15 protein-coding genes and 2 CRISPR repeat arrays are annotated in these 14115 nt (G+C 45.8%); of the genes, 11 read left to right on the top strand and 4 right to left on the bottom strand.

The window, feature by feature from the left end:
- Positions 1–118: 118 nt before the first annotated feature.
- The 7 genes from croR to DCM90_RS06645 all read left to right on the top strand — a co-directional run bounded on the left by croR (position 119) and on the right by DCM90_RS06645 (position 5846).
- Entirely contained in the window at positions 119–808 is a 690-nt protein-coding gene (gene croR, locus DCM90_RS06675) for a response regulator transcription factor CroR (protein ID WP_109250595.1), read from the top strand.
- Between the two features lie 22 nt (positions 809–830).
- Complete coding sequence (locus DCM90_RS06670; RefSeq protein WP_109250594.1) at positions 831–2021, top strand: sensor histidine kinase; 1191 nt, start codon at positions 831–833, stop codon at positions 2019–2021.
- Positions 2022–2058: 37 nt separating this feature from the next.
- Positions 2059–3333 (top strand): D-alanyl-D-alanine carboxypeptidase family protein, encoded by a 1275-nt coding sequence (locus DCM90_RS06665; protein WP_109250593.1) that lies wholly within the window; start codon positions 2059–2061, stop codon positions 3331–3333.
- 193 nt (positions 3334–3526) lie between these two features.
- Positions 3527–4339 carry an AzlC family ABC transporter permease gene (locus DCM90_RS06660; protein WP_109250592.1) on the top strand — a complete coding sequence of 271 codons (813 nt, stop codon included), beginning with the start codon at positions 3527–3529 and terminating at the stop codon, positions 4337–4339.
- A 9-nt stretch (positions 4340–4348) separates the two neighbouring features.
- Positions 4349–4705, top strand: a complete 357-nt coding sequence (locus tag DCM90_RS06655) for an AzlD domain-containing protein (protein ID WP_109250591.1) — start codon at positions 4349–4351, stop codon at positions 4703–4705.
- A 44-nt stretch (positions 4706–4749) separates the two neighbouring features.
- Entirely contained in the window at positions 4750–5604 is an 855-nt protein-coding gene (locus tag DCM90_RS06650) for a C39 family peptidase (protein ID WP_165815241.1), read from the top strand.
- 11 nt (positions 5605–5615) lie between these two features.
- Positions 5616–5846, top strand: a complete 231-nt coding sequence (locus tag DCM90_RS06645) for a hypothetical protein (RefSeq protein ID WP_109250589.1) — start codon at positions 5616–5618, stop codon at positions 5844–5846.
- 265 nt (positions 5847–6111) lie between these two features.
- On the opposite strand, the gene DCM90_RS06640 is transcribed toward DCM90_RS06645, so the two are convergent.
- Complete coding sequence (locus DCM90_RS06640; RefSeq protein WP_109250588.1) at positions 6112–7293, bottom strand: class I SAM-dependent methyltransferase; 1182 nt, start codon at positions 7291–7293, stop codon at positions 6112–6114.
- Between the two features lie 208 nt (positions 7294–7501).
- Here DCM90_RS06640 and DCM90_RS06635 point away from each other — a divergent pair, with 208 nt between their 5' ends.
- Positions 7502–8368, top strand: coding sequence for a hypothetical protein (locus DCM90_RS06635; protein ID WP_109250587.1), 867 nt, complete (start codon positions 7502–7504; stop codon positions 8366–8368).
- 127 nt (positions 8369–8495) lie between these two features.
- Here the strand turns inward: DCM90_RS06635 and DCM90_RS06630 are convergent, their stop codons facing one another.
- A complete protein-coding gene (locus tag DCM90_RS06630; RefSeq protein ID WP_109250586.1) occupies positions 8496–8789 on the bottom strand; it encodes a HigA family addiction module antitoxin in 294 nt (97 codons plus the stop codon).
- Positions 8790–8994: 205 nt separating this feature from the next.
- Between DCM90_RS06630 and DCM90_RS06625 the strand changes: the two genes are divergently transcribed.
- The gene (locus tag DCM90_RS06625) at positions 8995–10086 is read left to right on the top strand and encodes an AI-2E family transporter (protein ID WP_109250585.1); all 1092 of its coding nucleotides are present in this window, start codon (positions 8995–8997) and stop codon (positions 10084–10086) included.
- Between the two features lie 70 nt (positions 10087–10156).
- On the top strand, positions 10157–10849 hold the full coding sequence (locus DCM90_RS06620) for a 2,3-diphosphoglycerate-dependent phosphoglycerate mutase (RefSeq protein WP_109250584.1): 693 nt from the start codon (positions 10157–10159) through the stop codon (positions 10847–10849).
- Between the two features lie 264 nt (positions 10850–11113).
- Positions 11114–11627: direct repeats of the CRISPR family, unit length 26 nt; unit sequence GTACTCCCCATGTATATGGGGATGAT.
- A gap of 192 nt (positions 11628–11819) precedes the next feature.
- Here DCM90_RS06620 and DCM90_RS06615 read toward each other — a convergent pair.
- Together DCM90_RS06615 and DCM90_RS06610 are read right to left on the bottom strand one after the other, a co-directional pair.
- Positions 11820–12365, bottom strand: a complete 546-nt coding sequence (locus DCM90_RS06615) for a PadR family transcriptional regulator (RefSeq protein WP_109250583.1) — start codon at positions 12363–12365, stop codon at positions 11820–11822.
- 63 nt (positions 12366–12428) lie between these two features.
- Positions 12429–12965, bottom strand: coding sequence for a phenolic acid decarboxylase (locus tag DCM90_RS06610; RefSeq protein ID WP_109250582.1), 537 nt, complete (start codon positions 12963–12965; stop codon positions 12429–12431).
- Positions 12966–13131: 166 nt separating this feature from the next.
- Here DCM90_RS06610 and DCM90_RS06605 point away from each other — a divergent pair, with 166 nt between their 5' ends.
- Entirely contained in the window at positions 13132–13350 is a 219-nt protein-coding gene (locus tag DCM90_RS06605; RefSeq protein ID WP_109250581.1) for a hypothetical protein, read from the top strand.
- A 155-nt stretch (positions 13351–13505) separates the two neighbouring features.
- Positions 13506–13777: a CRISPR direct-repeat array (repeat unit 28 nt; unit sequence GTATTCCCCATGTACATGGGGATGATCC).
- Positions 13778–14115 lie beyond the last annotated feature (338 nt).

Here is a 14115-nt window from a genome sequence, read left to right as displayed (position 1 = left end):
CTAAGGTAAAATAAAGAAAAGGTAAAACCTGTTAACCATCGCTAAAGTTATTCGAACGGGCGTGCAGGGACCATACTGGTTTGATACACTCATCCTATAGACAAAGAGGAGAATCGCCATGAAAATTTTAGTTACAGATGATGATAAAGATATCGCACAATTAATGGAAATTTACATTCGTAACGAAGGCTATGAACCGGTCATTGCTAAGGATGGACGGGAAGCCCTGTCCAAGCTGCACACGGATCCCGGCATTGCCCTGATGATTTTAGATATGATGATGCCTGGAATGGACGGCATCGACGTCATTAAAGAGGTCCGCAAGGATAGCCAGCTGCCAATTTTAATTCTTTCGGCTAAGACGGCCGACATGGATAAGATCCAAAGCCTGATTACCGGTGCGGATGATTACGTCACCAAACCGTTTAACCCCCTTGAAGTGATGGCTCGGGTGAAGTCGCTCCTGCGTCGGAGCAGCGATCAAACGGCGGGTTCCGAACCTGATATTTTGGATATCGGGACCTTGGTGATTAACAAGGACTCCCACGAAGTGAAGACCATTGACGACCGCAACATTAACTTAACGGCGTTGGAATTTGGAATTCTCTACCTGCTGGCTAGTCACCCCAACCGGGTTTTCTCGGCTGACGAAATCTTTGAGCGGGTGTGGAAACAGGAAAGTATTGTTTCCGCGAAGACGGTGATGGTGCACGTCTCCCACTTGCGGGATAAAATTGAAGAGGCCACGAACGGTGAAAAAGTCATTCAAACCGTTTGGGGCGTCGGGTACAAAATTGAAGTTCATTAAGAATTAAAGTAGGGGGCACAACTTGAAGTTAACCACACGGGAGAAAACCGCCCTGTTATTTGAGGGGATTGTTACAATTGTGCTGCTGCTCCTGTTAAACCTAGCCCTATTGGTCCTGCTCCTGCAGTCGGTTCAAAGTAATCCGGGCTTAAGGGACGGGATTTTCATTATTAAACGATCAATTGTGATTGGTCCCATGCACTACCAGCTCTGGAGCTGGGAGAATGTGTTTATCACGATCATGGCCATTGTGGACGTGATTGTCCTCTGGTGGCGGTTGCGGCGGCGGTACCACCAAATGGAGCTGCACCATATTATTGATGAACTGCATTATATTGCGGAAGGCCACCTTGACCACCGAATTCCGTTCACCCTAAAGGGGGATACCCAGCGGGTGGTTGATTCGGTCAATCACTTAGTGGATTCAGTGATTCAGTCCCTCCAGGATGAGCGGGACATTGAAAAGTCGAAGGATGATTTGATCACGAACGTCAGTCATGACATTCGAACACCGCTAACCTCCATCATCGGGTACCTCGGGCTCATTGAGGAAAAGCAATACCATTCAGAGTCGGACCTCTTGAAGTACACGCATACGGCGTACATGAAGAGTAAGCAGATGAAGTCACTGGTTGATGACCTATTTGAATATACGAAGGTCCGGCAGACGGATACCCCATTATCCATTAATCCGATTGACATCGTGGCGATGATGGAGCAAATTGCCGCTAGTTTTGAATTGGAAGCGGAGAAGAAACGGATGACCATCACGGCAAAGAGCAACGTGAAGAGCTTGAAAATTGAGGCGGACGCGGAAAAACTCAGCCGGGTATTCAATAATTTGATCGGCAACGCCTTAAAGTACGGTAAGGGAGCCGACCGAATCGTACTCAAAACGACGCAAATCGATGAAAATGACGTTGAATTGCGGTTCTCAAATAACGGAGAACCGATTCCGAAAGAATCGTTAAAGGCCGTCTTCGAACGCTTTTACCGGGTTGAAGGGTCACGCTCTAAGGAAACGGGGGGGACCGGCCTAGGTTTAGCGATTGCGCAAAGCATTGTGATTTTGCACGGGGGCTATATCTTCGTGGAATCGGACCCTCAGTGGACGACGTTTGTAATTCACCTGCCAATTCATCACGATCATCCGCTAGTTGATGAAAAGGAGGCCCGTTCCGGCAACCTCAGCTTATCTCAGCGTGAAGGTTAGGCGGCTCCAATTGAGTAAAGACAGGAAGGAAAAGAACATGAAGTTTTTGCACCGGATTATTTTATCCCTGATGACCGTGGTGATGGTGGCAACCAGTACGAGCAGTGTGCCCGTTCAGGCAGCAGCTAACCCGGACTTGAAGGTGAAGGCAGCCGTTGCGGTGGATGCTGATACCGGTCAGGTGCTGTACGACAAAAACCGAAACCAGACCCTCCCGGTGGCGTCAATGTCAAAGCTGCTATCCGTTTACATCGTGCTGCAGGCCGTTCACACCGGTAAGCTGCACTGGGATCAAAGGGTGAAGGTATCAAAACCAGTTGCTAAGTTAAGCCAGAACAGCGAATATACGAACGTTCCTTTGACGGCGGGGAAGACGTACACGGTTCGTGCCCTCTACCAGGCGGCCTTAATCTACTCGGCGAACGGGGCAATTGAGGCACTGGCGGCGGCCGAGGCCGGTAGCTCACGTCAGTTTGTCAGTCAAATGAAGACTTCAGCAAAGCAGTTAGGCTTCAAGGACGCCAAGATTTATAACGCCTGCGGGCTGACGAGCGGTCAGGTGAAGGGATTAGGCTACCAAAAGACTGCTAATGCCGCAGAAAACGCCTGGTCGGCGACGGATACCGCCCGGTTGAGCATGGCCCTGCTAAAACGGTACCCGGAAATCCTTAAAACAGCCAGTGTTAAACAGATGTGGTTTGCTAAAGGAACCAGTGATCAGACTGAAATGACGAACTGGAATTGGATGTTGCCGGGCGGTTCGGCTGCGGATGCTAACTTACCCGTGGACGGCCTCAAGACGGGAACGTCCGATGCGGCTGGAGCCAACTTTGCGGGAACGGTTAAGAAGTCGGGTCATCGACTGGTGACGGTGGTGATGGGTGCAGCGCATCAAAGCGCTTCTGATCCAGCCCGGTTCACCCAGACCAGGTTGCTGCTCAACCACGTCTACCAAACGATGCGGCCGGTAACCCTGAAACGGGGAACGGCCCTCAATACCGTTCCAACCCACGATGGCAAACAAAAGACGGTGAAGGCGGGGCTGTCGCAGCCCACTACCGTTTGGCTGACGGCTGATCAAAGTTGGGCGGACATCAAGGGCACCGTGGACCTAGCGCCTTCGGTTAAACGGGCCGGAGCATTGGAGGCCCCGGTTAAGCAGGGACACGTGATTGGCACCGCCCACTTAACCATTGCCGGCCAGCCAATAACGACCGTTCGACCTTCCACTTTGCAGGCAATGACGCTCCAGCCGGTGGAAAAAGCCAATTGGTTTGTAAGAACCTGGCGCAACCTTGTGAATTTATTTTAACTAAAATGTTCGATAACTAGCCGCTTGTGACAAGTTATCGAACATTTTTTGGGAATAAACCAACCTGTAAGCGCTTTGGAGTGATTTGATTGTATTAAAAAGGTAAAATTCATGTTAAAATGTTGTCGTTGAGTTTTTTTGTGAAAAGATAAAAACGAGTTAATTGACGAAGCTTTTAAATTGATACAGTCTGATGGAGGCATCATTTTTGAGTAAACGAACGCGAAGCCCCAAGCAAGTAGTCGATCCAAACGAACCCGCTTGGAAAACGACCCTACGCGTGTCCATGCCGCTTAATATTAGCTATATTCCCATTGGATTAGCCTGTGGGATACTGCTGCATGCGGCGGGGTTCAATACGTTGTTAACGGGATTGGTTTCAATCCTAATTTTCTCTGGCGGTGCACAATTTTTAATTGCCACAATGCTGACGATTAATTCGCCGCTGCTGTCGATTGTGCTAATGCTTTTCTTCTTGGAATTGCGTTATGCCTTGCTGAGTTCGAGTCTATCACCTTACCTGCGTGGTAAATCAACCCGCTTCCTGTTTCTTTTTGCCGTTTCATTGAACGACGAAAACTACGCCGTGAACTACTTAAAGTTTGCCACGGATAAGAAGTGGACCCCTCACGATGCGTTACACGTCGAACACTATTCACTGTTGTTCTGGACCGTTAGTAACCTGATTGGAAGTCTGATTGGGAGTGCCATTAAGATTGATCTCGGGGTCGTTAACTTTGCCCTGACAGCCCTATTTCTTTACATGATTGTGATGCAGCTGAAAAACCGAATCACCGTGCTGATTGCATTGGTGGCTGCGTTTTTCGCCGTTGTGTTCATGTGCTGGACAAAGAGCACAATCGGACTGGTAATTTCGACCCTGGTAGCTTCCTTTATTGGCTTCCTGCTGGAATCGACGCTAAGAAAGCGGCTGCCGGAAAGTCATTGGTTATGGAAGTTACGGACTCATGCGGGTGAACCGTCCGAGTCTGACGGAAACGAGTAGGAGAGGCACATGAACGCTGTTAATACTTGGAATAGTACCCAACATTTTTGGTTAATCATTCTTGGGTTCTTCGTGGCCTTTGTGCCCCGGTTTGTTCCCTTAATGTTATTTACCAAACGGGAGATCCCCGAATGGTTTAATGAATGGATGAAATTTGTTCCGGTGTCGCTGTTTACGGCACTGGTCGTTAAAGATATCTTTATTGATAGTAAGACCTACGCCTTTACAATGACTGGCAAACTGCCAGAAATGATTGCTGCGGTTATCGTTATTATTGTGGCCTACCGGACCCGGTCAATGGCAATTTCCGTCGTGGCAGGGTTGGTCGCTGTGTTCTTACTATCACTGGCCTTCGGTGGCCTATAAGCAAAGCTCGCCTGGTGCGGGCTTTTTTGCTAGGAGGAATGGAGATGAAACATTGGGGAGCATTAGGATTGGTTCTGCTGGTAACGGGGGTGCTGTGGTGGACTCAGACATCTAGGAGCGAGGCCCAAACCGTCGTCACGCTGAATCCCGTTCAAAAAACGCCTAAAACCACGTATTACCGGCGGAACTTAACGGATGGCGAACTTTATCAGTTTGTTACCCGGCAGAACCAAACCGTGTACCAACCAGTCCATCACTATCTCAGAAATTACCCGGACACCCAGTGGACCTCCACTAAGCGAATGGACCTGGTCGATGAAGCCGGCGTACCGAAAACCTATGTTTACCTCTCAAATGGGCGGGGAATTTCCGGCTGGATTAACCTGGCCTATGTTCATACAAGGGTAGCGTTAGCGGTACCCAATTTGCGGCAGCGGCCTAAGTACCCCACGGGGTGTGAGGCAGTGGCTACAACGATGATGCTGCAATATGCCTGGGCCCCGGTGACAACGGATCAGGTAGTCGCCGAAATGCCACGAACCAAGACTAAGAACGGAAATCTTGGTTTTATAGGCGATCCAACCAAAAAGACGGGCTGGTGGATTTATCCGCCGGCCTTAATGGGGGTAGTCAGACAGAATACCGGACGGGCCAGAAACCTGACGGGTAGTTCCTTTACTCAGCTTCGGCATCAATTGGACCGGGGGCGTCCCGTAGTCGTTTGGATTTCAGGGTGGGGCGGACCCAAAACGCGGGTGAACCATGCGATTACCTTGACCGGCTACGATTCCCGGAATGTCTACTTTAACGATCCGTGGAGTGGCAAGTCCAAACGGATGCTGATTACCAAGCTGCACGAGTACCGGCGCCGGGATGGATTTAGGGCGTTGAGTTATTGAGGAGAAAATAAATGGAACAACTTATGATGGCACTTAGTGGCGTTTGTGCTTGGCTGACAGCCATTGCGACCACCTATGGGTTCATGCAAGAAGCGTTACCAGCGTTACGAGACGGTTGGTTTTGGCTCGTTGTTCTTGGTTTGACGGGATTCGGACTAGGGGCGAATCGGTTTCGGGTTTCAGAGTCTCACCGGGATCGTTATTTAAAGCAGGTCCAGAAACATATTAGGGAAATTAAATAGGCCGGAATCTCTTTTAGTGGATGCTAAAAATTCAATAGGGATGTGAGGGATGGTTCAACCTTCTGTGGCTAACAAATAGCCCCTACTATGCCAAAGAATAAGCATAGTAGGGGCTATTTATTAGTCCTTAGGATCAGGCGATTTAGCTCTCACTCTCGTAAATGTGTTCCCTAGGTCAGACTTCTGCGCCTAACAAAATATCCCTTACCATGCCAAAACCAGGCATAGCAAGGGATATTACGTTAGTGCTCAAAGTCTAAACGACCTAGCTCTCACTCTCGTAAATGTGTTCCCTCGTCATCGGTAATCCTTTACCGGATGCACCCTTGGTGAGGAGGAACTGCATGACATCGATGTTGCCTGACTTGAAGGAGGCAGCACAGGCTTGTAAGTAAAGGTCCCACATGCGGACGAATTGGTCGTCAAACATGTTTTCAACTTCAGCTCGATGTTCGTTGAAGTTGGCATCCCAGATTTCGGTCGTTCGTTGGTAGTGACGGCGTAAGGTTTCGAGGTCGTCCAATTGAAGACCGTTTTCGATAATGTGTTGAATGTTTTCAACTAATCCGGGTACGTAGCCACCAGGGAAGATCCATTTGTTTAACCAACCGTTGTTGGCACCGCCCTGCTGACGGGTAATTCCGTGGATGAGGGCCACCCCGTCATCCTTTAAGTAGTGGTTGATGCGTTCGAAGTATTCCCCGAGGTTTTCTTCGCCGACGTGTTCGAACATTCCGACTGAGGTAATGTAGTCCCATTGCTCGTCGCCTAATTCACGGTAATCTTCGTAACGAACTTCGGCCACATCCTGTAAGCCTTCGTCCTTAATCCGTTGGTTAACCAGGTCGTACTGTTCGTGGCTCAGGGTGATACCCGTAACCTTCAAACCAAATTCTTTGGCGGCCGTCAGCATTAATGTTCCCCAACCACATCCAATATCCAGCAAGGTTTTACCTGGTTGGGGATCTAACTTCTGGATAATGTGGTGAACTTTGTTGATCTGCGCCTGTTCCAGGGTGTCATCTTCGTGTTCGAAGTAGGCGGCCGAGTAAGTCAGGGTTGGGTCCAGCCAAAGTTCGTAGAAGTCATTCCCAACGTCGTAGTGTTTGGCAATGTCATCCTTGCTTTCTTGGATGGTGTGCTTTTGTTTGGGTAGGAATTTGATAAACTTAGAGTTATGGAAGAAACTGTCGGCCGTTTCGTAAGCTGAGGTCAGTAAGTCTTCGATACTCCCGTCAATATCAATGGTTCCGTCCATGTAGGCTTCCCCGAGTGCGATAGAGGCATTCTTGCGGATGTCTTTGATTGGTACTTCTTTGTGGAAGGTAATGGTGACTTGCGGATCTCCGTTACCGTAAACGTCACTCGAACCATCCCAGTAGTTGACGCGAATGGGAATGTTGAACGAGCGGCTTAAAAAGGTCTTGTAAAATGTTTTTTCAAGCATGTAAGAAATATCCTTTCTCCGAATCATATGTCAAATAAGTTAACATAATTCAAAAATATACAGTGTTTATTATACGCCTCTTTATTTTAGATTGTGACCACAAACGCTATAAAAATTTAAGGGGTGAAAATTCAATTTGATTGCCGCTTTCGGTTTTACATTAATGTTATAATATAGGGTACATGCAAACTTGCTGGGAGGGCTAATTGTGAAGAAATGGGTATGGGCAATTGTGACCGCAATTGTCGTGCTATTAATTGGGGGCTACGCCATTGCAGTCCACCATGTAACAGAGCAGGATTACGCTGCCGCAATGTCAAGGGGGCGGACAGCAGTATCCGATAAGAAATACACGCAGGCGGAAACCGATTTTGAAAACGCCCTGCGTCGGAAACCAAACGATCAGACGGCGAATACCTATCTGAAGCAAACCCAACATTTTGTGGGTGGGCAGTCCGCTATGACAAACCAAAAGTTCGAGTCGGCCAGCGATAACTTCAAGGCGGTTAAGGATGCCAAACACGGTTCTAAAACATTGGTGAACCGGGCTAACGCCGAACTTAAAAAGCTTAAGACCATTGAATTAAACGAACGCCAATACCAGAAACTATACGATAAGGCCAAAGCCGAAAATGAGGCGCAGGAGTATGCACAATCTAGTAACACGGTAGCTGAACTGTTAGACAGCTCATCAATTAAGCAGCCTTACTACCAAACCATCTATGATAAGGCCACTGCGTTACGCAAGGCTAACGATCAGGCGCTAGCTAACGAACAAACAACGCCAACGGCACCCAAAACACCGGTTTATTTGGATCCCAACGCACAGTCTGCGTCTTCAAATCAGGAACCAACGCAGGGCGGTCTATCTCAATCGGATTTGAACACGGCGAAAAGTGCACTTCAAAGCAGCCAGTCCATTCCGAAGGGTGAAATTGATGAGGTTCGTAAGATGATTGATTCAGCCGGTGGCAACGCGAATTCAATGAGTGATCAAGACATTAAGAATGCCATCACTCAGGCGACCCAAAAGCAGGAATCCATTCAGGAATACGCCTCGAAATATTTGAAGTAGATCGGGTAAATCGATTAGTCCGTTAGGGGACTGATCGATTTTTTGTCTAGGCAAGCGTAATGTGGTAATAGTAACCTTTAATGATAAAAATCCCGTTTACTCGATAAGTAAACGGGATTTTTAACTATTAATTTAATTGAAGTCGTTCGATTTGATTATATGTTTCACCGCGTTTATTTTTAGCATTACGAATATCCACGTCATTTTGCAAATTCAAAAAGTAGCGGTCAGATACTCCGAAAAAGCGACCTAATCGAACTGATGTATCAACTGTAATCTTCCGCCGATCATGTAGAATGGCTTGAATGCGGGAGGTAGGCACCCCAATTCGACGTGCCAAGGTATAAGCCGATAGATTAAATGGTTGCATAAACTCTTCATTTAAAATCTCAGATATTTTTGGTGTGGGAATATCAGTCATTCCAAGTCCTCCTCATCAACAAAGTTAGCGATCATGACAACATCTTCTTTTGCCTCTTTTATGGCTGCTATTATACACGTCATAGTAGGGAAATGTGTACAGCGCAATATGGATGATGCTTATTATTTTACGTTTTGACTGTCTCAAATTCACCGGAAAGTGTATACTGCCATGTAGTTAGTGAACATACGGGAGGGCTTTATTCATGACACTTTGGCAACGTTTTGTCCGAAACGTCCGATTAAGACGGTTTGTCGTTTTGGCCGTTATTATTTTTGTTTTATGGCTGTTACGTGGCGAAATGAACACGATTTTGCTGACGTTTATCTTTACCTTTTTAATGTTACGGTTGATTCATTGGATTCATAAGTACGTAAATATTCCGTCGTGGTTGATCGTCCTCTTAGTTTATGCGGGGGTGATTGCGTTAGCCTATATAGCCGTTACCACTTACCTTCCAAAACTGATTGATTCGTCATTGAGTACAGCAAACGAGCTTTACCGGTTCTACGAAAATCCGCATAACGATGCGAACGGGATGATGACTTGGTTGTCCTCCTACCTTAATAGTTCAGATCTATTGGGGCAGCTTAAGGGTGGGGCAACGGTGGTCTTGAAGTACTTGACCACCATTGGTTCGTTTGGCGTAACCCTGTTCATTTCCATGATGCTGAGTTTCTTCTTTACCATTGAAGAAAAACAGATGGCCCAGTTCTCGGAGCTCTTCTTGGTGAGTGATTTTGACTGGTTCTTCCAGGACATTTACTACTTTGCCGTTCGGTTCGTTGAGACTTTCGGGGTGGTACTGGAAGCGCAGTTCTTCATTGCCATTTGTAATACGGTAATCACCACGATCATTTTGGCGTTTATGGGGATGCCGCAGCTGGCGACCTTAGCCATTATGATTTTTATACTGAGCCTGATTCCCGTGGCCGGCGTCATTGTTTCCGTAATCCCGTTGAGCTTGGTCGGCTATTCCGTGGGGGGGTGGAAGTACGTAATTTACATTCTAGTAATGATCGTACTCGTCCACTTCCTGGAAGCCTACGTCTTGAATCCTAAGTTCATGTCATCCCGGACCCAGCTGCCCACGTTTTACACACTGGTCGTGCTAATCCTTGGTGATTGGCTGTTTGGCGTATGGGGGCTGATCGTTGGGGTCCCGATTTTCACCTTCTTCTTGGACATTTTAGGGGTCAAACCGATTGGTAATTCGTACCCCAGAGTTGACATTCAGAAACTGCGGGAACGGACGAAACGATATAAGAAGAGCGAGGACCACGACAGCGTGGAATAAGTGTGAAAATTTTCATTAGATGCGGTATAATAATGGGAGTTAAAATTAATGGAAAGAGGTCATTAAACCTATGGCAAAATTAGTTCTTATTCGTCACGGTCAAAGTGAATGGAACCTTGAAAACAAATTTACTGGTTGGGTTGACGTTGATTTAAGTGAAAAGGGTGTTGAAGAAGCTAAGGGCGCTGGTAAGCGGATCAAAGACGCTGGCTTAGAATTCGACTTTGCCTACACTTCTGTCCTCACTCGGGCAATCAAAACGTTACACTACGTTTTGGAAGAATCTGACCAACTCTGGATTCCAGAAACGAAGACTTGGCGTTTAAACGAACGTCACTACGGTAAGTTACAGGGCCAAAACAAGGCTGAAGCTGCCGAAGAATTTGGTGACGATCAGGTTCACATCTGGCGTCGTTCCTACGATGTTTTGCCACCATTGATGTCCCCAGATGACGAAGGTTCAGCATCTAATGACCGTCGTTACGCTAACTTAGATCCACACATCGTGCCACAAGGTGAAAACTTGAAGGTTACTTTGGATCGGGTTATGCCACTTTGGGAAGACCAAATCGCCCCTAAGCTTCTTGACAACAAGAACGTTGTGATTGCTGCCCACGGTAACTCACTCCGGGCCCTTTCAAAGTACATTGAAGGTATCTCAGATGACGATATCATCAACCTTGAAATGGCAACTGGTGAACCCGTTGTGTACACGTTTGATGACAAGTTGAACGTAACGGACAAGACTAAGTTAGGTAAGTAAGTTACTCGCTTAGACCTATAACATGACTTAAATGAAGTGCCCCGTCTCTGTAAGGGAGAGGGGGCACTTTTTGTATGGCGTTTAGAATCTTCAAAATTATGAGTGGGTGTGACCGGCAGCTAAACCGAATCAGGCAAAAATATGTTGACTATTTAGGCTGTTGTTTAACAAATTCATTCCATCCGTTGGTGCGGCTTTGACCAAACTCATGAAAAATGGTAACCTGCTTATATTGAAATGGCGTTAAGTCGGGATTTGTTTAGTGTACTCCCCATGTATATGGGGATGATCCTGAGCGTCACTGGCCCACTGCCAGGCATGCCGCGTACTCCCCATGTATATGGGGATGATCCTGGTATTCAGAATCGTTTGACCTAAGGCGATGAGTACTCCCCATGTATATGGGGATGATCCTAATTCTTGTTCGATTTCTTGTATGGTGATCTTGTACTCCCCATGTATATGGGGATGATCCTACCAACAACATTGCGGAAGCGGCTATATCCAGGTACTCCCCATGTATATGGGGATGATCCCAGAGGCACCATTACGAGCCATCTCAGTCATGGGTACTCCCCATGTATATGGGGATGATCCCGTAGTCACCTACCTTAACTGAAATATCACCATGTACTCCCCATGTATATGGGGATGATCCTCTCTAAGTAATCCTTCCCATCATTCACGGGTGGTACTCCCCATGTATATGGGGATGATTCTGTCAATTTGAGATTGCATGCGGTTAATTAAATGTACTCCCCATGTATATGGGGATGATCCTGATGGACGAGACACCGAAGCAGTTTTTGATGTGTTACTCCCCATATATATGGGGGAATTCCAGTGGCAACTTATTTCTGATGAAATTGATTAAGCGTCATAGGCCATTAGTGTCGATAAAAATAGACTAAGCTCAAGTAATGATTATTTGGGCTTAGTCTATTTTTATTGTTATTAGTGGGATATTCAATCAACCATCTAGTTGCTTCAGCATGGTTTCAAGCCACTGCAGGCTGTTAGTCTCCCGTTCAATTGCCCGTTGTAAAATGAGGTAATGACCGAAATTAGCAGTCTGACAGGTCTGATGGTCAAAAAGGGTGGTCATCCGCTGGGTTAAATGTGTCAATTTCGCTTGATGAATTTGTAACTCTTGCGTTAGTAATTGGTAGAGGATCGGACTCGACTGATCCTGAATAAAAAAGACTTTTAGCGGAAATTCATCGTCCGTACTTGGGGTTAAGGGTTCAGTCAGCCAATTTTGTAATTGGTGCTCGCCTGCAGGTAACAGATGGTACCATTTTTGTTTCCTGTCCTGACTGCTGGTTTCTTGTCCAATCCATTGATCGGCCACCATCCGTTTTAACTCTGGATAGATTTGGCTGTGGGTGGTTTGCCAAAACTCACCGATTTCATGTTGAAATTCGGCGTCAATTTCTGAACCTGTCATTTGTGAATTTAACTTAAGAATACCCAAAATAATATAAGGAAGAACGCGTTTCTTGGGGACGATAGCCACCTCCGAATGGTTTTACTTCATTCTATTTCTCCCCAATTTAAATTGCAAACGCAAAAAGTCCAACTATTTATTAATTCGGTGATAATGGGCGTCAAAATACCGGCCTTCACGAATGTCAGATGGCATGCCTTCGTAGGGAGCCTCACTGATAACGTCATTATTATCCTGACCAGCCATACCAATATAGGTGATTTTTGCAAATTCTGGCACCACTAGTTTAGGATAGGTGGCATACTTTTCGCGTGAATCATGCATTAAATCAAGGTGTTCATTTTGATAGGTAACCGTAATTTCAGGATGCTCTTCAACCCACTTTGGGAAGAAAATGGTGCCGTGTAGCTTGTCTTCGTTTGGTAAGAAAACTAACGCCACATCGGTTCCCGTTGGTTCGGTCCAGTCAATTTTATAAATTCCTTCGGTTAGCATCACGATATTAGCTTCCTGATCCGTTACCCATCGTCCAGCCACCATGCCACCGTGGATACGGTAGTCAACCGTATGATCATTTTTGGCGTACCATTCGTATTCCCATCCGTTGTCATACGTATAAATGAAGTGGGTTCCTAAAAAGTCATCTAAAGTTTTGAATTGAGTTGTCATGGTGTTTATTTCTCCTTTTTATGTTGATAACGACAAATATTATAATAAGTCGTTATCAACATAAATGCAAGGCTAGATTAAAATGAATTAAATTAATTTGGCCTTAAAGCAAAAAAATATGTTATCATATTATACGAACATGCGTTCTTGAAGGAGGTAGATAACTGTGACGAATTTTAAAACTTTATCGAGCCGTGAACTTTTGGGAGTTGAACGAATGGCAATGGCGGCAATTGCTGAGTCACCGTTAGAACAAGAATACATAAAACGGAAAGTATTGTTAGAAGTTGATTGCGCACCACTACTGGAAGAAGCTCAGCATGAAGCTCATAATGATAAGTATATTAGAGCGCTAGCGACAGAATTGAAAAAGCGGCGGATTTAATTGTAGTTCGAATATAGAAATACGCTTATATAAATATCGTTAAGTAATTCTATTAAATGTTAGAATAGCCTTAAAGCAATATGTACTTCTACCAAACTCATGAAATTTTGAATTATTGCATTTTGTAAACGCTGATTTAACGGGATATATTTAGTGTATTCCCCATGTACATGGGGATGATCCCAAATGCAAGGTCCTGCATTGTAGTCATCCTCTGTATTCCCCATGTACATGGGGATGATCCTTTTCGTGCCCGTTTCTCACCAACCAGAAAGCAGTATTCCCCATGTACATGGGGATGATCCCAAGGTCAAAAGTTTGCCACAGCTTATAAAAGAGTATTCCCCATGTACATGGGGATGATCCTATTGAGTCTGATGGGGCGCTCATGCGGCGGTTGTATTCCCCATGTACATGGGGATGATCCAGTTAAAAAATCTTGGTCAGCTTCTATCACGGTGTATTCCCCATGTTAATGGGGCGATGATTCTGGGATTCAAATGTATTTTGAGTTTTTCGTATGTCATTACATACACTACTAATTTCCATAATTTCAGGTCTTAAAATTCTGCTAAAATTTCCGCGCTAAAGCGCTTCAATAAAAACTTACCCGTTTTTATTGAAGAAAGTTGGCTTATCCCTTCTAAAATCGGATATTGCTTACTTTAAGTTATACACTTATGGTACAGTGTATAAAGAAATTGCTTTGGAAGGGGAAATAGCAAGGATGAAGACGACTGCAATTAACTCTGCTCTGCTCTGCTC

Origin of the sequence: Levilactobacillus bambusae (genome assembly GCF_003124125.1) — a bacterium.
Taxonomy (GTDB): domain Bacteria; phylum Bacillota; class Bacilli; order Lactobacillales; family Lactobacillaceae; genus Levilactobacillus; species Levilactobacillus bambusae.
This window is presented reverse-complemented; position numbering and strand designations above follow the sequence as displayed.